19 protein-coding genes are annotated in these 20,011 nt (G+C 70.8%); 11 read left to right on the top strand and 8 right to left on the bottom strand.

Features of this window, described 5'->3' with window-relative positions; all coding sequences use genetic code 11:
• A partial coding sequence (gene gcvP / locus OWR29_RS35355; RefSeq protein WP_267567835.1) for an aminomethyl-transferring glycine dehydrogenase occupies positions 1-2,277 on the top strand: 2,277 nt, incomplete at its 5' end.
• A 267-nt stretch (positions 2,278-2,544) separates the two neighbouring features.
• On the opposite strand, the gene OWR29_RS35360 is transcribed toward gcvP, so the two are convergent.
• Complete coding sequence (locus OWR29_RS35360; protein ID WP_267567836.1) at positions 2,545-2,745, bottom strand: DUF5999 family protein; 201 nt, start codon at positions 2,743-2,745, stop codon at positions 2,545-2,547.
• Between the two features lie 405 nt (positions 2,746-3,150).
• Between OWR29_RS35360 and OWR29_RS35365 the strand changes: the two genes are divergently transcribed.
• Positions 3,151-4,392 (top strand): chorismate-binding protein, encoded by a 1,242-nt coding sequence (locus tag OWR29_RS35365; RefSeq protein WP_267567837.1) that lies wholly within the window; start codon positions 3,151-3,153, stop codon positions 4,390-4,392.
• 679 nt (positions 4,393-5,071) lie between these two features.
• On the opposite strand, the gene OWR29_RS35370 is transcribed toward OWR29_RS35365, so the two are convergent.
• The gene (locus OWR29_RS35370) at positions 5,072-5,647 is read right to left on the bottom strand and encodes a dihydrofolate reductase family protein (protein ID WP_267567838.1); all 576 of its coding nucleotides are present in this window, start codon (positions 5,645-5,647) and stop codon (positions 5,072-5,074) included.
• 157 nt (positions 5,648-5,804) lie between these two features.
• Here OWR29_RS35370 and OWR29_RS35375 point away from each other — a divergent pair, with 157 nt between their 5' ends.
• From OWR29_RS35375 to OWR29_RS35390, 4 genes are all read left to right on the top strand, one after another.
• Positions 5,805-6,635, top strand: coding sequence for a hypothetical protein (locus tag OWR29_RS35375; protein WP_267567839.1), 831 nt, complete (start codon positions 5,805-5,807; stop codon positions 6,633-6,635).
• A complete protein-coding gene (locus OWR29_RS35380) occupies positions 6,632-7,126 on the top strand; it encodes a sigma-70 family RNA polymerase sigma factor (RefSeq protein ID WP_267567840.1) in 495 nt (164 codons plus the stop codon). Before OWR29_RS35375 ends, OWR29_RS35380 begins: the two co-directional genes overlap by 4 nt.
• A 27-nt stretch (positions 7,127-7,153) precedes the next feature.
• Positions 7,154-7,654 (top strand): peptide deformylase, encoded by a 501-nt coding sequence (gene def, locus OWR29_RS35385; protein ID WP_267567841.1) that lies wholly within the window; start codon positions 7,154-7,156, stop codon positions 7,652-7,654.
• Positions 7,655-7,824: 170 nt separating this feature from the next.
• Positions 7,825-8,151, top strand: coding sequence for a hypothetical protein (locus OWR29_RS35390; RefSeq protein ID WP_267567842.1), 327 nt, complete (start codon positions 7,825-7,827; stop codon positions 8,149-8,151).
• Between the two features lie 20 nt (positions 8,152-8,171).
• On the opposite strand, the gene OWR29_RS35395 is transcribed toward OWR29_RS35390, so the two are convergent.
• Both OWR29_RS35395 and OWR29_RS35400 read right to left on the bottom strand, forming a co-directional pair.
• Positions 8,172-8,990 carry a phosphotransferase family protein gene (locus OWR29_RS35395; RefSeq protein WP_267567843.1) on the bottom strand — a complete coding sequence of 273 codons (819 nt, stop codon included), beginning with the start codon at positions 8,988-8,990 and terminating at the stop codon, positions 8,172-8,174.
• Positions 8,991-9,032: 42 nt separating this feature from the next.
• Complete coding sequence (locus OWR29_RS35400; RefSeq protein ID WP_267567844.1) at positions 9,033-9,770, bottom strand: VOC family protein; 738 nt, start codon at positions 9,768-9,770, stop codon at positions 9,033-9,035.
• A gap of 34 nt (positions 9,771-9,804) precedes the next feature.
• Here OWR29_RS35400 and OWR29_RS35405 point away from each other — a divergent pair, with 34 nt between their 5' ends.
• Positions 9,805-10,299: a tRNA-specific adenosine deaminase gene (locus OWR29_RS35405; protein ID WP_267567845.1), complete on the top strand. Its 495-nt coding sequence runs from the start codon at positions 9,805-9,807 to the stop codon at positions 10,297-10,299.
• Here OWR29_RS35405 and OWR29_RS35410 read toward each other — a convergent pair.
• From OWR29_RS35410 to OWR29_RS35420, 3 genes are read right to left on the bottom strand one after another with little or no spacing between them, the layout of a single operon-like run.
• The gene (locus OWR29_RS35410; RefSeq protein ID WP_267567846.1) at positions 10,289-11,398 is read right to left on the bottom strand and encodes a type III PLP-dependent enzyme domain-containing protein; all 1,110 of its coding nucleotides are present in this window, start codon (positions 11,396-11,398) and stop codon (positions 10,289-10,291) included. The two genes, OWR29_RS35405 and OWR29_RS35410, sit on opposite strands and share 11 nt — an antisense overlap.
• Positions 11,385-12,881 (bottom strand): IucA/IucC family protein, encoded by a 1,497-nt coding sequence (locus OWR29_RS35415; RefSeq protein WP_267567847.1) that lies wholly within the window; start codon positions 12,879-12,881, stop codon positions 11,385-11,387. The genes OWR29_RS35410 and OWR29_RS35415 overlap by 14 nt, the downstream gene beginning before the upstream one ends.
• Positions 12,878-15,031 (bottom strand): IucA/IucC family protein, encoded by a 2,154-nt coding sequence (locus OWR29_RS35420; protein ID WP_267567848.1) that lies wholly within the window; start codon positions 15,029-15,031, stop codon positions 12,878-12,880. Before OWR29_RS35420 ends, OWR29_RS35415 begins: the two co-directional genes overlap by 4 nt.
• Positions 15,032-15,626: 595 nt before the next feature.
• Between OWR29_RS35420 and OWR29_RS35425 the strand changes: the two genes are divergently transcribed.
• Positions 15,627-15,944 (top strand): hypothetical protein, encoded by a 318-nt coding sequence (locus OWR29_RS35425; protein WP_267567849.1) that lies wholly within the window; start codon positions 15,627-15,629, stop codon positions 15,942-15,944.
• A 292-nt stretch (positions 15,945-16,236) separates the two neighbouring features.
• Entirely contained in the window at positions 16,237-16,575 is a 339-nt protein-coding gene (locus OWR29_RS35430) for a hypothetical protein (RefSeq protein ID WP_267567850.1), read from the top strand.
• A 198-nt stretch (positions 16,576-16,773) separates the two neighbouring features.
• Here the strand turns inward: OWR29_RS35430 and OWR29_RS35435 are convergent, their stop codons facing one another.
• Positions 16,774-17,265: a pyridoxamine 5'-phosphate oxidase family protein gene (locus OWR29_RS35435; protein WP_267567851.1), complete on the bottom strand. Its 492-nt coding sequence runs from the start codon at positions 17,263-17,265 to the stop codon at positions 16,774-16,776.
• 258 nt (positions 17,266-17,523) lie between these two features.
• On the opposite strand from OWR29_RS35435, the gene OWR29_RS35440 reads away from it, so the two are divergent.
• Together OWR29_RS35440 and OWR29_RS35445 are read left to right on the top strand one after the other, a co-directional pair.
• Positions 17,524-19,062 carry an ABC-F family ATP-binding cassette domain-containing protein gene (locus OWR29_RS35440; RefSeq protein WP_267567852.1) on the top strand — a complete coding sequence of 513 codons (1,539 nt, stop codon included), beginning with the start codon at positions 17,524-17,526 and terminating at the stop codon, positions 19,060-19,062.
• Between the two features lie 12 nt (positions 19,063-19,074).
• Complete coding sequence (locus tag OWR29_RS35445) at positions 19,075-20,004, top strand: tyrosine-type recombinase/integrase (protein WP_267567853.1); 930 nt, start codon at positions 19,075-19,077, stop codon at positions 20,002-20,004.
• Positions 20,005-20,011 lie beyond the last annotated feature (7 nt).

A 20,011-nucleotide genomic window follows, 5' to 3' on the forward strand; every position in this document is an offset into this window, starting at 1 on the left:
CTGCGCACCCGGGCCGAGCCGCTGGGCATCTCTCTGCATCTGCTTTCCCCGGACGCTGAACTCCCGGACGAGTTCTTCGGGCTGCACCTGCAATATCCGGGGGCCTCGGGCGCCGTACGGGATCACAAGTCTTTGATCGAAGCGGCTCACAACCAGGGTGCGCTGGTCACGGTGGCCGCCGACCTCCTCGCTCTGACGCTGCTGCGCGCGCCGGGCGAGATCGGGGCGGACATCGCGGCCGGCACCACCCAGCGGTTCGGTGTTCCGCTCGGGTTCGGCGGGCCGCACGCCGGTTACCTGGCCGTGCGGGCCGGGCTCGAGCGGTCGCTGCCGGGCCGCCTCGTGGGTGTGTCGAAGGACGCGGACGGCGCCCCGGCGTACCGGCTGGCGCTGCAGACCCGCGAGCAGCACATCCGCCGCGAGAAGGCGACGAGCAACATCTGCACGGCCCAGGTGCTCCTGGCCGTGATGGCGAGCATGTACGCCGTCTACCACGGGCCGGCCGGTCTGCGCGCGATCGCGGCGCGGGTGCACGGCCACGCGCTGACCCTGGCCGGCAGCCTCACCGCCGGCGGCATCTCCGTCGAGAGCGACGCGTTCTTCGACACCGTGACGGCCGTCGTGCCGGGCCGTGCGGCCGAGGTGGTCGCGGCCGCCGCGGCTGCCGGCATCGACCTGCGGCTCGTCGACGCCGACCGGGTGTCGGTCGCGGCCGACGAGACCACCACCGACGCGCACGTCGCCGCGGTGCTCGAGGCGTTCGGCGTACCGGTGGCCGCCCCCGCTACCTGCGGCGCCAAGCCGCTCGGCCGGACCAGCGACTACCTGACCCACCCGGTCTTCAGCAGCCACCACTCCGAGACCAGCATGCTGCGCTACCTGCGCAAACTGTCGGACAAGGACTACGCGCTGGACCGCGGCATGATCCCGCTCGGCTCGTGCACGATGAAGCTGAACGCGACCACCGAGATGGAGCCGGTCACCTGGCCCGAGTTCGCCAACATCCACCCGTACGCCCCGGCAAGCAACACCGAGGGCTATGAGGCGCTGGTGTCGACGCTCGAGGGGTGGCTGGCCGAGATCACCGGGTACGACGCGGTGAGCGTGCAGCCCAACGCTGGGTCGCAGGGTGAGCTGGCCGGGCTGCTGGCGATCCGCGGCTACCACCGCTCCCGCGGCGAGGAGCACCGCAACGTGTGCCTGATCCCGTCGAGCGCGCACGGCACGAACGCGGCGTCGGCGGTCATGGCGGGCATGCGCGTAGTCGTGGTGGCCTGCGACGACGCCGGCAACGTGGACCTCGACGACCTGCACGCCAAGATCGCGGCGCATGCCTCGAACCTCGCGGCGATCATGGTGACCTACCCGTCGACCCACGGCGTGTACGAGTCGTCGATCGCCGACCTGTGCGCGGCCGTGCACGAAGCGGGCGGCCAGGTGTACGTGGACGGCGCCAACCTGAACGCGCTGGTCGGGTTCGCCCGGCCCGGCAAGTTCGGGGCCGACGTGTCGCACCTGAACCTGCACAAGACGTTCTGCATCCCGCACGGTGGTGGCGGCCCGGGTGTGGGGCCGGTGGCCGTACGCGCGCACCTGGCTGGCTTCCTGCCCGGCGATCCGCTCGAGCCGGGCGACCACCACGCGGTGTCGGCGGCGGCGCACGGCTCGGCCGGCATCCTGCCCATCTCGTGGGCGTACCTGCGGATGATGGGCCCGGACGGGCTGGCCGCGGCGACCGGCACGGCCGTGCTGGCGGCGAACTACGTGGCCTCGCGGCTGCGCGAGCACTACCCGGTGCTCTACACGGGCAACAGCGGCCTGGTCGCGCACGAGTGCATCCTCGACCTGCGGCCCCTCACCAAGGCGACCGGCGTGACCGTGGACGACGTGGCCAAGCGGCTCATCGACTACGGCTTCCACGCGCCGACCATGTCGTTCCCGGTGGCCGGCACGCTCATGGTGGAGCCGACCGAGAGCGAGGACCTGGCCGAACTCGACCGGTTCGTGGCGGCGATGATCGCCATCAAGGGCGAGATCGACCAGGTGGCGGCCGGGTCGTGGCCGAAGGACGACAATCCGCTGCGGAACGCCCCGCACACCGCGGCGGCGGTGTCGGCCGACGAGTGGGAGCACGCGTACCCGCGGTCGGTGGCCGGGTTCCCGGCGGGCGTGGACCGGGCGGCCAAGTACTGGCCGCCGGTGCGGCGCATCGACGGGGCGTACGGCGACCGGAACCTGGTCTGCTCGTGCCCGTCGCCGGAAGCGTTCGAGGACTGAGCCTGTTCGCGGGGCCGGCCGGGGTTCGGTCGGCCCTCCGGCCCTGCTTTGTGGGGCCCTGCGGCTTTGCGCGGCTTGCGGCCTTGTGTGGCTTGCGGCCTTGGGCGGCTCGCGGCTTTTGTGGGCCTCGCGGCTTTTGTGGGGCTCGCGGCGCGCCCTCTCGTCGTCGGGGGGCGCGCTTCGGCCGCTTCAGCTTCGGGGATCGTTTCGCTACGGTCGGTAGCGAGACGGTGCCGACCTCACGGCCGGCTTTCAGCTGTTTTCCAGTCAGGCCGCGAGGGCGTGACGGGCCGGGCCGCGGTGCGGTTCGATCATCGTGCCGTCGGGCAGGATCTCGCCGGTGTCCTCGAAGATGATGACGCCGTTGCAGAGCAGGCTCCAGCCCTGCTCGCGGCATGTCGCGACGGTCCGCGCGGCCTCACGGTCGACGGCCTCAGCGGTGGGACAGGGCTTCGTGTGCTGGCACATCAGGTGTTTCTCCGGTCGGGGGGCTTGTGTGATGACTCACAACGACGGTGACGGACGTTACCTCAAATCGAACGACGACGGTTCGAGCCGGTGACGGTGTCGCCATTGACAGAATCCTCGTCTCCGATGGTCCACGGAAGCCGGTCGATCGGCCACTTCCCGGTACCTCCTTTCGTCACTCCTCCGGGTGCTCCGGCGTCCTGCCAGGGCCGTCACCGTGCGTACGCAACGTTCCGTTGGTCCAGGTGCGACGGCGGCGACCCAGCAGAGCTTGTCGCCGACTTCCTCGCCGCCAACGGACTGCGCGTGCGAAACATTGGCCTAACGGCCCCCCACGTCCACCCGATCGGCGCTGGCTCCCTCTGCGGCGCCGCACTGTACGTATCGGCCGATGCCGGTTCCGTGATGGCCGGCGGCCCCGCCGCCGCCCCGTCCCCGGTCCCGGCACTCCCCGACGTCTACGCAGTCATCTACAAACATGTCTCCCCTGACAATGACTCCCCGTCGCAACCCGATGACACGGTGCTGTCTCAGGGCGCGGCCGCCGATCGAGTCCACGCTGACGACGTCGCAGAAAGCGGGCCGCCGCCATCAGACCGTGCGGCTGAACCACAGGCGCCCTTCCCAACCGAGCCGGCACAAGCGCATCCCGCCAGCGTGCCGAGCGGCCCGAGGCCTGATCCGGCGTCGCCGGGCGACCGGCACGGTCCTTCATGGGCGTTGGGGAAATGGACCATCAGCAGGATGCCGCCGCACGCCGATGACGTGCCGAGCGGCACGGAGGTCAGTTCGGCATCGTCGCCGGGCGGAGCTGGTCGGTCGTGGGCGCTGGGGGAGTGGACGGCCAGTTGGACTCCGGCCGAGCACGCGGCGGCGGTGTCGGCGGTGCGGGAGGCCATCGGGCGCGGCGACGTCTACCAGGTCAACGTGGTGGGGCACGCCAAGGCGCCGTATGTGGGTGACCCGTTGTCGGCGCTGCGGCGGGTGGCCGGGCTGGCGGGGGCGCGTTACGGGGGAGTCCTGGTCGGGGAGGGGTGGGCGCTGGCCACGGCGTCGCCCGAGACGCTGGTGGAGGTGCGGGACGGGCGGGTGATCACGCGGCCGATCAAGGGCACCCGGCCGGCCACCGCGGACGGCCGGCGTGAGCTGCTCGCCTCGGAGAAGGAGCGGGCCGAGCACGTCATGATCGTCGACTTGTCGCGCAACGATCTGTCGCGGCTGCCCGGCGTGGGCCCGGTCGAGGTCGACGAGTTGTTCGCCGTGCGCGAGTGGTCCGGGCTGTGGCAGGCCGAGTCGGTGGTGTCGGCCCCGATCGTGGGCGAGCTCGACCTGGCGTCTCTGCTGCGCGCTCTGGTGCCCGGCGGCTCGGTGACGGGCGCTCCCAAGGTCGCCGCCCTGGCCGAGATCGCCCGTCTCGAACCGGTCGGCCGCGGCGTGAGCATGGCCGCGGTCGGCTGGATCGGGCCCGACCACCTCGACCTGGGCCTAACCATCCGCACAGTCGCTGTCGACGGCACCCACGTGCACGCCTGGGCCGGCGGCGGCATCGTCTGGGACAGCGACCCCCAAGCCGAGGTGGCCGAGGCCGCCGCCAAGCTGGCCCCCATCAAAGCCGCCCTCGCAGGCCCCCCTCCAGCCACCGACTGAGGGAGTTCGCGCCACGAGAGGAACGCCCGGCACGGTTCGCCCCACCGAACCGTCGCCTCGTTCCGGACCACGACAGGGGCGGCCGCCCCGCGAGCCGGATTTCGGCCGCCGGATGTTCGGGCATGCCGCGACGCGCCGGCGCAGGGTTGACCGCGACCGTCGCCTGGCCGGATTTCGGCCGCCGGATGTTCGGGCATGCCGCGACGCGCCGGCGCAGGGGTTCACCGCTACCGTCGCCTGGCCGGATTTCGGCCACCGACGTTCAGGCATGCCGCGACGCGCCGGCGCAGGGTTCACCGCGACCGTCGCCTGGCGGGAGCTGCCCCGCCCGTAGGCCGGTGGACCAACCTGAAATCCGGCTGTTGGCTGCGGGGTCTTGCCCATCGGCGCAGCTCCGCTCGTGGGCAGCGCATCGACCGGTCGCGTCGCACGCTCCGACTCGGAACCGTCATTGCTGTTGGCGACTCCACTTGAGTCGTTGCTCGCTTGGGGATCGCTCCCGAACTGTCGTCCCACATGCGGGCATGGATCAGGCGGGCCAACGCCTCCGGCGACGGTCGCTACAAGTCAGGCCGGCCGCGGCGCGGGGTTGCGCGGCACGTATCGGCTTGTTCGAGCCATGCGGGCGCGCCCGTGCGGCCGGTCGGGGAGGAGGACGAGCGGGTTGAGTGGGTGATTGTCAGTTGGGCGCCCCCACTGCGTAGGTCAGGTAGGCGAAGGGGCCTCGGCGCTCCAGAGCCGTGAGGGTCAGGCGGGAAGAGGTCAGGCGGCGGGGGAGGACGGGGGCGCCGGCGCCGAGGGTTACGGGGGCCACGCCGAGGATGATCTCGTCCAGGAGGCCGGCGTCGGCGAAGGTGGCGGCCAGCTCGCCGCCGCCGACCAGCCAGATGTTCTTGCCGGCGGCGGCCTTCGTCATGGCGGCGTGGACGGGGCGGACGTCGCCCTGGACGAAGTGCACTGTTGAGCCGGGTAGGGGTGGCAGGTCGCGGTGGGTGAAGACCCAGGAGGGGACGTCGGCGTAGTACTCGCGCCACTTCTCGGGATGCACGCCCAGTTTTTCGTGGTTGTGGACCCACTCGTAGGTGGTGGCGCCCATGGCGAAGGCGCCCACGTCGGCGAAGAAGGCGGCGAACGGTTCGGCGCCGGACTCGTCCTCGCGGCCGTCGCCTGTCTCGAACAGCCAGTCGAGTGAGTTGTGCTGGTCGGCGATGTAGCCGTCGATGGAAGTGGCGGTGTAGTACTGCGTCTTCGGCATGCCCGGCACACTGCCACCCCCGTACGACAGAAATTGGCCGGAACCCTCGTGAGCGGGCAGTATGGGCAATTCTCCGTTCGAGGTCCTCCGCCACGGTCACCGAACGGCCTGGTCGGCACGTCATGTCTTCCAGACGGGTGCGGAGAGGGTTGAGCTGGTGACCGAAGACCTGCGTGCGCTGCTGCGGGCCGAACTGAACGACGAGCGGCCGCCGCCGCTGGGTGACGTGGTGGGGGCTGCGCTGCGCGAGGGGCGCCGGGTGCGGCATCGCCGGCGGGTCGCGTCGGTGGCCGCGGGTTCCGCCGGGGTGCTGGCGCTCGTGCTGGCGGGTGGGGTGGCGGCTCACTCGGAGCCGCGCAAGGCGGTCCAGGCGGCCGAATCAGTGGTGACGCCGTCACCGGCTGCCACCTCGGAACCCGTACCGCTGGGAAGGGCCGCTCGCAAGGCGCCGGCGACTCCCGGATCTGTGCCAGTCAGCCCGACTGCCCCCACGGCTCGTGATCACGGGCGTACGTTGACGATCCACAGCGGCGTCCAACGCGTCGCGGGAAAGCGTGAGAAAGCGACAACGGGGGCCATGCTTCACCTTTTGACGCAGCTGCTGCCGTCCGGGCGGACCAGTGAGGCCGCCGTGGCGGACACCGGTGACCCGTACGTAAGAATTCAGCTCGACCGCGGCGACGGGCCCGGCCTCGTCCGCCTGATCCTCGGGCAGATGCCGACCGGGAAGCCCCGCGGCGGCACCGCGACCGTCTCGATCATCCACGTCGACGACAACTGCGAGCAGGACACGGTGGTCGTCGCTCGCTGGCCCGACGGAACCGCCGTGCAGCTCGACGTGGACGCCTGCTCGCCCCGCCGTTCCGCGCTCACACCGGACGAGGCAGCCAGGATCGTCGCCGACCCGCGCTGGGGCATGACGATGGACGCCGAACTGGTCAAGCTGGGCGAGGTGCGCTACGGCCGGGCGCCGGTGTTCGTCTCATGACCGACGATGAGCAATTCGCCGAGTTCGCCCACGCCCACGCGGAACGGTTGCGCACCACCGCGTTCATGCTGTGCCGCGACTGGCACCTGGCGCAGGATCTGACCCAGACCGCGCTGACCAAGCTGTACCTGAGCTGGCGGCGCGCCGCGCAGTCGGACAACCTCACCGCGTACGCGCAGAAGATCTTGCTTCGGGTCTTCCTCGACCACCGCCGGCGCCGCTCCTCCAGCGAGAGCACGACGGCGGTCATGCACGAGCCGGCCTACCGCGAGAACCCCGAGCTGCGCCTGACGATGCTGGAGGCGCTGGCCCGCTTGCCCGAACGCGACCGGGCGATCGTTGTGCTGCGCTACTTCGAGGACTACAGCGTGGACCGGGTGGCCGACGTGCTGGAGCTACCGGTCAGCGTGGTGAAGAGCCAGACCCGGCGCTCGCTGGTCAAGCTGCGGGAGTTGCTGGCCGACGACCAGCTGGCCCTGTTCGCGGGCTGACGGTAACGGCCGGATAGCCTTTCCCGCATGACAGTACGGCCCATCAGGATCTTCGGGGACCCGGTGCTGCGCACCGAGGCCGACCCGGTCACCTCGTTCGACGCCGAGCTGCGGGCGCTGATCGACGACCTGGAGGACACGGTCCGCGAGCCGGGCCGGGCCGGGGTGGCCGCCCCGCAGATCGGCGTGAGCCTGCGTGCGTTCTCATACAACGTCGACGACACGATCGGGCACATGATCAACCCGGTCCTGACCGACTTCGAGGGCGAGCAGGACGACGACGAGGGCTGCCTGTCGATCCCGGGGCTGTACTTCCCGACCAAGCGGGCCATGTCAGTGACGGCGACCGGCTTCGACCGCTACGGCGAGCCGCTGGTGATTCACGGCACCGGATTTCTGGCGCGGGCTCTGCAGCATGAGACCGACCACTTGAACGGGACGCTTTACATCGACACGCTGACCGGGGATGTCCGCCGCCAAGCGTTGCGCGAGATTCGCCGGGTCCGCCCTGCACCGGGTCCATCCTAGGACGCCGTACCCGCGGAGATCAACAGCGCAAAGGACGGGCGACCCTACGGGCCGCCCGCGCTGCCGATCCCAGACAAACAGACGCTGAGTGAACGCACAATGCCGTGGTTCAGGCCTCCATCGCGCCTAGTCAGCGAAGCAAGGAATCAACCCCGGATGGATGATGAGGCATGAAGATCTTCAGCAGCGAGGACGAGCCCGAGGTCACTATGGATCCGGATACCCGCAGGATCCTGGTCCGGCAGCTGCTCGGGCCAGATGCGCCGCCGGCGTGGTGCGAGTTGGTCGAGGCGTTGGCCATCCTCGCCCCGGCGCACAACAACGACGTCCGCCCGCTGTACTGCGAGGACGGAATGCTGACCGTGTGCGCCCAGCCGGCCGGCGTCCCGATCGAAGAGATCGACCGGCTGGAGCAGATCGGGTTCGAAGTCGCCGAGGACGAGGAAACCTTCTACTCCTTCCGCTTCGGCACGGATGGTTGGACGCCCACGTCGTGAGAACCGGTGCTCGGTTGACTTCAGGCCGTCGTCGCTCGTAGTTGGGTCAGCCACTCGAGGCCTAGGCGGTGGCCGTTGGGGAAGTGGTCGTCGCGGTCCCAGCGCCACGTGGTGATCAGGGCCAGCATGAGGGTGCGGCAGTCGCGGAGCAGGGCGGGGTCGTCGTCCGGGTAGAAGGCGGCCACCTCGTCGGGGGCGTGGGCCAGGTCGAACTCGATCGGGCCTCGGCAGCACGTCTCGAAGTCGATGAAGCGGGGGCCGTCCGCGGTGGGGAGCAGGTTGCCGGGGTGGGGTTCGCCGTGCAGCAGTTGGTGGGGGCGAGGGCTGTTGGCGACCGCTCGGCGCAGGCGGCGCAATGTGGTGGCCAGGAAGTCGCGGTCGGCATCGGTCAGCTTGGGCGTGCGGTCGGGGTCGGCCACGAGTTGCTGAGCCTGGGCTACGCGGTCGGTGAAGTTCGGGGTGGGGACGTCGATCCGGCGCATCCCGGCGTGCAGTCGTTCGAGTGCTCGGGCGTACTCCGCGGGTGGGATCGCTTCAGTGGTCACCGGTTCGTAGTACGTCCACAGGGTGACCACGAAGTCGTCCGGGAGAAAGACCTCGGGTGCCAGCGGTGCGGCCACCGGGCTTCCGACGTCGGACAGCTGCCGGGCGACGTCCAGTTCCAGCTGGGCGGCCTGGCGCGCTAGCGGCGCCACCTGGGCCAGCACGTCGCAAGGGCGCAGGCGCAGGGTGAGCTTGTTCGAGTTGTGCAGGACCACGGCGTCGTCCGCGGGGTGGCCGAGCGACGAGGTGATCGACATGGCGGCCCGGGTGGCCCGCCGGGCCGTGCTTGCATCCATCCGCGCACCCTAGCCAAGCGTTCCGGCGTCGGCGCGGGTATTTCAGTGGGGGCCGAGGATGCAGAAGTGGTTGCCTTCGGGGTCGGTCATGATCAGCCACGGGACGTCGCCCTGGCCTACGTCGGCCGGTTTGGCGCCCAAGGCCTGCAGGCGGGCCACCTCGGCGGGGCGGTCCTCGGGGCGGTGGGGCAGCACGTCCAGGTGGACGCGGCTCTGCACTGTCGGCTCGCCGGTGGTGCGGATGAATTCGAGGTACGGGCCTACGTTCTGGTCGGAGCGTAGCGACGCGAAGTTGTCGTTGGTTTCGTGGCGGGTCCAGCCGGTGGCCTCGCCCCAGAAGTCGGCTTGGGCGCGCGGGTCGGTGCAGTTGACGACGACCGCGGCGATGGGGCCGGTGTCGCGGTAGGTCTCGCGCGGTTCCAGTACGCAGAACACGTTGCCCTCGGGGTCGGCCAGCACGGTCCAGGGAACGTCGCCCTGGCCGATGTCGGCCGGTGTCGCACCCAGGTCGATGAGGCGGGCGACCAGTTCGGCTTGATGCTCGGGCGATTCCGTGGCCAGGTCGAGGTGTACGCGGTAGCGGACCGTCTCGGGGTCGGGCACCTTGACGAGGTCGATGCAGACGGCGCTCGGGTCCGGCCAGTGGAAGCCGACCGGCTGAAGGTTGGTGACGCCGGGAGCCTCGCTGTCGATGCCCCAGCCGAGCGCCGCGGCCCAGAACCAGCCCAAGGCGGCGTCGTCGCGGGCCTTGAAGTTCACCTGGGTGAGCTGCAGCGCCATGCCGCTCACCCTAGTGCCCGGCAGGATGGGTGCCATGACGCCGGACGAGATGGTGGCGGCCGCGATCGAGGTGGCCGAGGCGGGGATGGCCGGCGGGGAACTGCCGATCGGGGCCGTGGTGGAGATGGGCGGGGAGATCGTGGCCAGCGCCTTCACGCGTGACGTGTCGTTGGGGCGGCGGCTCGTGCACGCGGATCTGCTGGCCATGACCGCGGCCGACGAACGGCTGGGCTGGCGTGGGCGGGAGCATCCGGTGCGGCTGGCCGTCAATCTCGAGCCGTGCCTGATGTGTTTCGGGGCGGCCATGGCCTTGAAGGTGGACGAGGTCTACTACGGGCTCGAGTCGCCGGCCGACGGTGGCGCCGCGCTGGTGGCGGGGTGGCCGGTCAGCGCAGATCTGCCGTGGTACCGGCCGCCCGTCATCGTCGGTGGGATCCGGCGGGACGAAGTGCGAGACCAGTTCCGGCGTTACTGCGAAGGCGCGCCCGAGTCGGGCTTTCGCGAGTGGGCGGCGACGCTCACAGGATGACGAATTCCGGCGGGTCGTGGCGCAGGAACTCGTGGTGCGAGATGTCCCAGCCGTAGGCGCCGGTGCGCCCGAACACCAGCAGGTCGCCCGCGCGCACCGAGTCGACGTGCTGACCGCGGCACAGAACGTCCCGCGGGGTGCACAGCTCGCCGACCGCATCCACCGACGTAGAACGAACAGAGGGCCGCGGATACGGATGCGGCCACTCGTCGACCGGCACCACCGTGAACGGATGCGAATAACCCCAGGCCGCGGGCAGCCGGAAGTGGTGGGTGCCGCCGCGCAGCACGGCGAAGGTGCGCCCGTGGGTGGTCTTCACGTCGAGCACCGAGGCGGCGTACCAGCCGGCGTCGGCGGCCAGGAACCGTCCGGGCTCGAAGACCAGATCCACTCCCGGCGGCACCTCGACGGACCGGAGCGGCGACAAGTCCATGGAGGCGTCGGTCAGGTAGTCGACGCCGAAGCCGCCGCCCACGTTGACCACGCGCGGGTTGATGCCGGTGGCCAGCGACCAGCGCAGGGCCTCGCGGACGAACGCCGCGTGGGCCGCGCCGTCCATGTTGTTGGACACCGCATGCAGGTGAAAGCCGATTACTCGTACGCCGGGAACCGCAAGCGCCGCAGGCAGCTGGCGCTCGTCGATGCCGAAGGGCGTGGGCGTGCCCGTCATTGTGTGGCTGCCGGTCAGGGCGCTGCCGGCCCGGTTGACGCGGAGCACGACTTCAGCCCCGGGGCGCAGGGCGGCGATGCGGTGCAGTTCGTGCACGCTCTCGGCGTTGATCTGCACGCCGGCGTCGAGGGCGGCCGCCAGCTCGGCGTCGGTCTTGGCGGGGCCGCCGAACACGATGCGCCGCGCGCCCGCGGCCAGCGCCAGCTTCAGTTCGCCGCCCGATGCCACTTCGAGCCCGTCGCATGCGGTGGCCAGCGTCCTGAGCACCGACGGGTGGCCGTTGGCCTTCACCGCGTACAGGAAGGAACCGGGAACGCTCTGCCGGACCGTCGCCGCTCTCGCGCGCAGCGTGGCCGTGTCGTAGACGTAGGCGCAGGCCGGTCGGGGCCGCTCGAGCAGCGCCCGGAGGACGTGCTCAGGCGGGCGCATGCAGCGGATTCCGGACGGGCACGTAGATGTCGCCCTCGCCGGCCAGCCGCATCCGCACGAGCGCCTTGTGCAGCGCGGTCGGGGCGGTGAACGCGGCATGGTCGTCGGGGTGGGCGTGCTCGTCGATCACCGAGCGGATGATGCGCCACGCCTTGTCCTCGTCGAGGTCGAGGCGCTGGTTGAGCCGCAGCACCAGCTCGCCCAGGTGGGCCTGGAACAGCGTGTAGCCGATCTTGGCGCGGAACACGTCGAGGTCGTCGGTGCCGACCACCGAGCCCGGCCACAGGTCGATGTCGTGCCCGGCCGCGTTCAGGCGCGGACGATGCAGGCGCAGGCCGGCGAAGTCGCGCAGGGCCAGCCGATGCGGGCGCCCGCCGATGAAGGTGGGCAGGCAGTTTTGCAGGTGGGCTTCGAGCGCCACGCCTTGGGCGGTCAGCCGCAGCAGCGGGGGCACAACCAATTGCGCGTACGACCGAAGCCACTCGCCCGGATCGCCGGTGATCAGCTCGTCGAGCACCAGAGGCAGCGCGCCTCCCGGGATGGCGCGTTCGCCCGGTTCCAGTCGCCCGGCCAGGCCGTCACGGCGGATGGCCGACAGGTCGCGCCCGGACCCGACCGGCACGGCGGCGCCCGCGGTCTCGGCCATGAGCAGCAGCCTGTCCTCGCCGGCGGTGAGCCGGTGCAGCAGCTTCGACACGCCCGGGCCGTTGCGGGTGCTGGCCACGCTGATGCTGCGCCGGGTCGAGGTGACCTGGATGTCGAGCGACACCTTGAGGTACTGGCCGGTGCCGGGCAGCAGCAGTGTGCGCAGGGCGGCGGTGGGTATGGCGTCGCGTTCCTCGTCGAGGATGATCAGATCCTTGGCGCGGAGCAGATCGGCGTACCGGTCGGGCAGCACGTTGTCGCGCTGCCACGCGTGGACCGGCTGGACGGCGTACCCGGAAGGCTTGTCGACCTCGGGGAACACGTCGTCGCCGAGCAGCAGCCGCTCGCGGACGGCCACGAAACCGATGCGCGTCCGTTCGCTCTCCAGGTCGTGGGCGAGCACGTCGCCGGTGTCCCAGCCCAGGCGCGTACGCCCGCAGGGGTGCAGATTGTGGCCGGCCACAGCCAGGCGTTCCAGGCCGATCGCCTGCTGGTCCGCATCGTCGCCGACGGGCGGCCGGGGGCGGGCCATCGCGATGGCCAGGTTCATCACGGCGTTGCGCAGCTCGGCCGCAAAGCCGGGGGCGTCAATGTCGCCCAGCAGCTCGACCGGGTCGCCGGCGCCGGAACTCGGGTATTCGACGCGGCCGAAGCCGTGCTGCTCGCCCGGGCCCATGTCACGCAGCCCCTCACGGACGAGGGCGCCGCGCAGCCGCCGCCCGACCGTGTCCGCCGCCTCGGGCAACGCGGCCAGGAAGCCGGGGACCAGCTCCGGGGCGTGAATGGCCAGGGCGGCCTCGGTGTGCGCGATGCGCTCCGGGCGCAGGGTCTTGTTCATGCGTGTGCCGCCATCGGGTTGGGGACGTGGGCCCAGAGGTCGTCGAGCGGGTCGGAGGCCAGCCGCATCGCGGTGGTGGCTTTGATCGGCAGGGGGTCGCGGAGCAGGTGCGGGACGTCCTCGCTGCCGGTGGCGCGGACGGCCCGGGCCACCATGCCCCACAGCCGGTCCGGGTCGGAGTTCCGCGTGCGGGTGAGCATGGCGATCAGCTCGGCCGCGACGGTGCCGAACGCGGCCGCCGCCAGTTTCGTCCGCAGCTCGGCCGGGTCGTCGCTGGGCAGGTCACCCAGCAGCGCGGGCGGTTCGATCCCGGAGGCGCGGAGCCGAGCGGCGCTGACCCGTACGCCGCCCAGGTCGCGGTAGAGGATGCGGGTGGGCCGGCCGTCCTCCAGCACGACCAGCGCGTTCTGCCCGTGCGCCTCGAGCGCCACGCCGCGGGCCAGCACCCGGGTGATCGGCCCGAAGAACAAATCACAAAACCTTTCCCACCACCCGTACGGGTCATCGAGGCGCACCGGCAGCGCGGCCAGCGCAGCCAGGGGGACGGCCAGCTCGCCCGGCTTGAGCTGCGGCGCCTCGCGGATCACATGGGCCAGGTGGCGCTGCGGCACACCGTCGACGATCACCGCGCCGGCGGCGATCTCGGCCAGGATCTCGATCGGCAGGTCCGCGGTGAGCCGCCGCAGCAGCCGCGACAGGACGGGCCCGTTGTGCACGGCGGCGGGGGAGACCGTCCGGACGGCGCTGGTCATCTGCACGTCCACCGCCGTCTTGATGTGCGGGCCACCGTCCACGGGCGCGACGGTACGAAGTGACATCAACGGCCGTACGGGATCCGACTCGCCGTCCGGAACCAGCCAGGGATAGTCGGCCGCGAGCCGCGCGGCCTGCCAGGGGTGGGCGAACAGGATCGGCGCGGCCGTGCCGTACCAGCGGTCCCGCGGCACACGCAGGCGCTGCAGCCGGATGACGGGGGAGTGCTCGGGCGCGTACGCGAGAACGTCGGCCACACTCATGCCGCCCCGGGTGCGGCAACAGGGGTGCAGCGGGTGGCCGTCGGTGACCAGCTGCTCGATCCGCCCGAGCGCGTCCGGGTCGCCAGGCTCGGGCAGCTGCTGATCGTGGCGGGCAGCCCGAGCGAGCGCCATGTTGGCGACGCTGTTGTCGATTTCTTCAGCCAGGGGCACGTCACCCCAGAGCAGCCGTACGAGTTCCCCGGGGTCCACAACCGACCGGGTCACCCCGCCGGCATCGCCGTCGCCCCCGGTCTTGGTCGCGTCGCTGAAGTCGGTTGCGCTTGCACGACGATTTGCGCCGCCGGTCATGGTGACGGCCGCATAGCCGGCGTCCGCCGCGTTGCCGCGCTGGGTCGTGCTGCTGGTGTTCGCCGCGTCGGCCGCGTGTGGGGCGTCGCTCGAGTTGGTTGTGCTCGCGCCATGATCTGCGGGGCCGGTGTTGGTGGTGGCCGCGCTGTTGAGTGCCGCGTAGCCGGCGTCCGTCGCGTTGCCGGGCTGGGTCGCGCTGCTGGTGTTTGCTGCGTCGGCGGCGTCGGTGAGGCTCGCTGTGCTGCCGGCGGCATCCTCCCCGCCCAAGCCTGCACCGAGCCGACCCGCCGCGTTGCCGGCCGCATTTTTCCTGCCCCCGGCTGCGCCGAGTCGATACGCCGCGCTGGCGGCGGAATCCTGCCTAGTCAAGCCTGCGTCGAGTCGATCCGCCGGGGTGCTGGCGGAGACCTCCGAGCCCGAGGCTGCGCCGAGCCGATCCGTCGGGGTGGCGGTGAAGTCCTCCGAGCCTGAGCCTGCGCCGAGCTCATTTGCCGCGTTGTCGGGCGAGCTCATTATCGACGTCGCGAGGCCTGGATCTACAACGGCGAACGGGCGGGCGGCCCTGATGGGGTAGCGCACCGAGACCAGGCCTGAACCCTGAGCGGGCGCGAAGGTGGCCTCACCCGAGCGGCGGGAGATCAGGCCGGGGAGCGGTTCGCGGTCGAGGGCGCCTAGCAGGCGGGCGAGGACGGCCGCCCGGGCGCCGGCCAGCTCGGCGTCGTAGCGCGCGACCAGCTCGGGGCGGAGGACGGCAAGCTCCTCCCGCGTCCGAAGGGGACCGGCGGTGTGCCGGTGCGGCGGGGCGCTTCCAGAGGATCGCGGCACGGCGTCAATTCTCCGCACCCCAGCGACAAGATCTCTCCGGGGCGGCCCAGCGTGAGCGAGAACGCAGTAACCAATGAAACATCCTAGGATGCAGTAGCGGCTGTGCGCCTGAACACCGGCGCACCAAACCAAGCTGAAAACCCAAACCAAAAGGAATCAACGACACCCAACTATTTGGTTTCGAAGCTCGGCGCCATCGCAGTCGGCGCGTGCCTCGGCGCGGCAAGGATCGGGAACGCGTCGACCTGCCGATGGCAATGACGACTCGAGTCGCCACGAAGCTGTAAGTCACCACGAGGCACTGAGGCAACTTGAACCGCCGAAGACCGCCGAAGACCGCCGAAGACCGCCGAGACGGCCGACGCGGCCGACGCCCTAGAGAATGTAGTGACGCCCCAAGGCGACCGCGCTAAGCGACGTCCGACGCCCATTGATGTGGTGACGCTTACGGCGGCCGCGCGCAGAGCGTCATCCCACATGCGGGAGGCGGTGCGACCGCCAGCGCCTCCCGCATGTGGACATCGGATGCTTGAGTGGAGCCGTGCACTTGGGAGAACTCGCTGGGCCGACTGTGACTCGGCGGCCAGTCTTAACTGTGTCCGGGCGGCTGGCTGTGGTCCTGGCGGCGGCCGCCTCACTGGCCGGGGCGTGCGGCGACGCCGAGACCGAGCCCCAGCGGCACATCTCAGTCTGTGTTCCGGTTACTTCCGAACGGCCGTCCGGCGCGGCGGGACGGGTCGAGATCCGCGACTCCAGCACGGTGCTGGCGTCGGCCTCGATCGGCGCGGGTGAGTCCTTCACGGCCGAGGTGCCCGCGGGCTCCGCTGTCGACGTCTATGTCGACGGTGTGCTGCTCGGTGGCAGCCCGGAGGGCACCGGCGACGTCTCCCTGAACTGCCCTTCCTCCTCCTAGCTTTTTGGGCGGCGCGAGCACCCAGCGCAGGGTGTCCGGCAGGAGGACGCCGGCGTGGTTGGGGTTGTGGCCTCCGTCGCCGAGGACGAGACGGAAGTCGTAGCCGGCCTCGGCCAGGGCGGCGGCGACGCGCAGGTTGCTCGACAGCCAGTTGTCTTCGGGCTCGTTCCACTGCAGGTCGCGGTGGCCGGCCTGCAGGAAGATTCGCAGGGGCTTGCGGGGGACGTTCGGGATCAGCTCGGGGTAGGGGTTTCCGCCGTGTATCTGATGGCTCGCTGGAATTGTCGGGGCGGTGCCAGGCGACGGTGAAGGCGCCGTTCCCGCCGCTGCTGCCGCCGCAGACGGCCCACCGGTCGGGGTCGTCGGTGATCGCCCAGCGCCGGGTGACCTGCGGGATGATCTCGGTCAGCAGGAAGGTGGCCAGCCGGTCGTAGAAGGCGTCGTACTCGATGTTGCGGTTCTCCGGGCGCGGGCCCGCAAGGACGCCGGGGTCGACGAACAGGCCGATGGTGTTGAGGATGTCGCCGCCGTGGTTCAGGTTGTCGAGGACGATCGCGCCCCGGACCTCGCCTTCGGGGTCGAGGTACCACTTCCCGTCCAGGAAGACGATCAGCGACGCGGGCTGCGATAGGTCGCACCGGGCCGGTAGGTGGACCCAGAACCTGCGGAGGCGCCCGGGCAGACAGTGCTGTGTTTCCAGGTGAATGCGTCGGGCACCCCGGGCCGTCGCACGGAGTCGGGTCCGTGGGCGTACCGGACGTCGGTCTGGTCGACGGCGAGCGGGCGGAACGGCACCAAGGCGGTCACGCCCGACAGGTTAGGCGCCGACTCAGGCGCTCCGGCGTTCGGCTCGTTGCCGCACGAGTTCTTCCACCGCGCTGGGCAGGGTGGTTTCGAAGTCGATCAGCTTCGCCCAAGTGGGGGTGATGACGATGCGAACCATGCCGTCGTACAGGGAGCGGACCTCGGCTTCCCACTCGACGCGTTGTGCGGGGGTCATCTCGTACGTGCCGTTCATCTGCAGGTATTCGTCGGGGATGCCGTCGACGTCGTCGAGTTCGGCCCGGCCGCGCAGGAGCAGGATCTTGGGTGGGTGGACCTCGGTGTCGATGGTGAGGGCTACGGCCGGGTTGCGGCGCAGGGCGGGCAGTTTCGGGGCGTTCCGGGTGGTGCACAGGACGATTTCTGTGCCGTTCCAGGTGAAGGCGATCGGAATGGTGCGCGGGGTGCCGTCCTGGGCGACGTAGGCCAGGCGGGTGATGTCGTGGGCGAGCAGTTCGCGGCTGGTCGGGTGGTCGAGGATGTCGGGGAGCTGGTTCATGCTGCGGGGACGGAGCCGGCCGGGCGTTCTCGACATCACCTCCACAGGTAATTCGGTTGCGGAGGCGGCGTTGGCCGGGCATCGTGGTCGGCGGACCTGTTGCCGATGTCTGGGAGTGCCTTTCTCCATGTGATAGCGACCCGACCTTCGTGAATCGCCCCGCCTGTTCCGCAGCGGCGCGTCCCTGTCGGTTTCTCGCTCGTGGAGGGCTCCTTGTTAAAGGCTGTCAATCTCAGTTGTACGCATGACGGTGACCCCTTGTTCGCCGGGTTCGACCTGGTCGTCGGGGACGGGGACCGGATCGGGATCGTCGGGCCCAACGGCGCCGGCAAGTCGACTTTGTTGCGGGTGCTGGCCGGTGAGTTGAAGCCGCAGGCCGGCAGCGTCACGTACGGGCCGGAAAGTCGGATCGGGTACGTGGCTCAGCAGATGCCTGACCCGGAGGGCACGGTCGGCGAGTTCCTGACCGCCGGGCTGGGCGAGCTGGCCGAGGTCACGCGCAGCCTGCGGCGTCTTGAGGCGCGCCTGGCCGACGGCGAGGACGTGCTGGACGAGTTCGGCGTACAGCAGGAGCGGTGGACGGCTCTGGAGGGCTGGTCGGCCGAGGCGCGGATCGCGGAGATCCGGCAGCGCCTGGACATCGCGCACTTGCCTGACGATCTGACGTTGCGGCAGGTCAGCGGCGGCGAGCAGGCGCGGCTGCTGCTGGCGCGGGCTTTGCTGGACGAGCCGGATGTTGTGTTGCTCGATGAGCCGACCAACCACCTGGATGCCGAGGGTGTGGCCTGGTTGCAGGGATGGCTTCACGCGTACGCGGGTGGGGTTCTGACCGTCAGTCATGACCGCGCGTTTCTGGATGCCGTGGTGTCGCGGGTGCTGGAGCTGGACGGCATCGACACCGAGGTGCAGGACTATCCGGGTGGCGGTTACACGGCGTACCGGGCGGAGAAGCAGCGCCGGTGGGAGCGGCTGCTGCTGGATTTCGAGGCGCAGGAGAAGGACCGCCGCCGGTGGGAGGCGGACATCGAGCGGACGAAGGAGTATTCGCGCGGTGTCGAGAACGCCTCCGGGCTGGGGGTGGCCGGTCCGCACCTGCGGCGGGTGGCCCGGTTGGTGGCGCGCAAGGCGAAGGTGCGGGAGCGGCGGCTGCGCCGGCAGATGGAGTCGGTGAAGTGGATCGCCGAGCCCCGCACACGACCGCCGTTGACTTTGGCTTTCCCGGCCGATCAGGCGGATCCGGGTGAGGTGGTGCTGAAGGCGCGCGGCCTCACCCGGAAGGCCGGCGATCGCGTGCTGCTCGACGGAGTCGACGTCGAGGTGCGGCGAGGTGACCGCATCCTGATCACCGGGCGTAACGGGGCCGGGAAGACGACGTTGCTGCGGGCGCTCGAGAGTGACGACACCGCCGTGCTGCCGCAGACGACCGACGGGCTGCGCTCGAAGGTCACGGTGATGGAGTTCTTCCGGTCGCGGGTGCCGGTGTATCCGGACGACGCGGAGAAGCTTCTGGCCGGGCACCAGTTCGGGCCGGACCAGTGGGACGCGCGGATGAGCAGCCTGTCGGCGGGGGAGTTGCGCCGGTTGCTGCTGGCCGTGCTGGTGAATTCGCCGGCGCGGGTGCTGCTGCTGGACGAGCCGACGAACTTCCTCGACCTGGACGCCCTGGACGTGATCGAGGAGGCGTTGCGCCGGTACAAGGGGACGCTGCTGGTGGTGACCCACGACCGGTACTTCGCGGAGTCGGTCGGGTTCGGGCGGCGCTGGCATGTCGCGGACGGCGCGGTGATCGAAAGCTGACACCATGGGGCCATGCAGCTGGTGCCGAGGCAGGGTGGGGAGCTGGCGGCCGGTGGCCCGGCCGAGCAGTTCACCGAGATGTGGCTGGCCAACCGGCGGCTGTCGGAGCACACCCGGGCGGCGTACCGGCGGGATGTGGCGGTGTGGCTGGCCTGGTGCGCGGAGCGCGAGGTTGATCCCCTGCGGGTGTCTTTTCTGGACGTGAACGCGTACGCCCGGGGTCTGGAATCGCAAAATCTGGCGCCGGCCACGGTGGCCCGCAAGTTGTCGGGGTTGTCGAGTTGGTACGACTTCCTGGTGAAGGTGCGGGCGATCGACGCCAATCCGGTGGCGGGCGCGGACCGGCCGTATGTGTCGCGGGATCATTCGGCGACGCTGGGGTTGTCGCCGGAGGAGGTCGACGCGCTGCTCGAGCGGGCGCGGGAGGCGGGACTGCGGCATCACGCGGTGATGACCATCCTGGCCGATCTGGGTCTGCGGGTGGGTGAGCTGGTCGGCCTGGATCTGGCCGACCTGGGCTGGGAGCGCGGGCACCGTACGGTCCGGTTCGTCGGCAAGGGCGGCAAGCAGCGCCGCCGTGCGCTGACGCCGGGAGCCTCGGCCGCGTTGGACGCCTATCTGGCCGAACGCGGGGACGAGGACGGCCCGATGTTCCTCACCTCGACCGGGGGACGGCTGGACCGGCATGCCGTGTTCCGGCTGATGCGCCGCCTGGCCGTCGAGGCCGGCATCCCCGAGGCGGACCGGTTGTCGCCGCACTCGCTGCGGCACGCGTTCGCCACGACAGCCCGCGCCGAGGGCATCCCCCTGGAGGACGTCCAGGACGCGATGGGGCACGCCGACCCGCGGACGACCCGCCGCTACGACCGCGACCGGATGAACCTGGACCGTGATCCCGCCTACATGATCGCCGCGGCGCGTGCCCGCCGCGCCGGGGGATGACAACGCC

Source organism: Paractinoplanes pyxinae, assembly GCF_026626335.1.
In the GTDB taxonomy this organism is placed as follows: Bacteria; Actinomycetota; Actinomycetes; order Mycobacteriales; family Micromonosporaceae; genus Actinoplanes; species Actinoplanes pyxinae.

Bases quoted from the DNA above. Each gene is read 5' to 3' on its own strand.
- OWR29_RS35405 (WP_267567845.1), top strand. From the start codon at position 9,805: ATGACGCCGGACGAGATGGTGGCGGCCGCGATCGAGGTGGCCGAGGCG.
- OWR29_RS35370 (WP_267567838.1), bottom strand. From the start codon at position 5,647: ATGCCGAAGACGCAGTACTACACCGCCACTTCCATCGACGGCTACATC.
- OWR29_RS35400 (WP_267567844.1), bottom strand. From the start codon at position 9,770: ATGGCGCTGCAGCTCACCCAGGTGAACTTCAAGGCCCGCGACGACGCC.
- OWR29_RS35435 (WP_267567851.1), bottom strand. From the start codon at position 17,265: ATGAACCAGCTCCCCGACATCCTCGACCACCCGACCAGCCGCGAACTG.
- OWR29_RS35395 (WP_267567843.1), bottom strand. From the start codon at position 8,990: ATGGATGCAAGCACGGCCCGGCGGGCCACCCGGGCCGCCATGTCGATC.
- OWR29_RS35365 (WP_267567837.1), top strand. From the start codon at position 3,151: ATGGCCGGCGGCCCCGCCGCCGCCCCGTCCCCGGTCCCGGCACTCCCC.
- OWR29_RS35410 (WP_267567846.1), bottom strand. From the start codon at position 11,398: ATGCGCCCGCCTGAGCACGTCCTCCGGGCGCTGCTCGAGCGGCCCCGA.
- OWR29_RS35445 (WP_267567853.1), top strand. From the start codon at position 19,075: ATGCAGCTGGTGCCGAGGCAGGGTGGGGAGCTGGCGGCCGGTGGCCCG.
- def (WP_267567841.1), top strand. From the start codon at position 7,154: ATGACAGTACGGCCCATCAGGATCTTCGGGGACCCGGTGCTGCGCACC.
- OWR29_RS35360 (WP_267567836.1), bottom strand. From the start codon at position 2,745: ATGTGCCAGCACACGAAGCCCTGTCCCACCGCTGAGGCCGTCGACCGT.
- OWR29_RS35390 (WP_267567842.1), top strand. From the start codon at position 7,825: ATGAAGATCTTCAGCAGCGAGGACGAGCCCGAGGTCACTATGGATCCG.
- OWR29_RS35380 (WP_267567840.1), top strand. From the start codon at position 6,632: ATGACCGACGATGAGCAATTCGCCGAGTTCGCCCACGCCCACGCGGAA.
- OWR29_RS35415 (WP_267567847.1), bottom strand. From the start codon at position 12,881: ATGAACAAGACCCTGCGCCCGGAGCGCATCGCGCACACCGAGGCCGCC.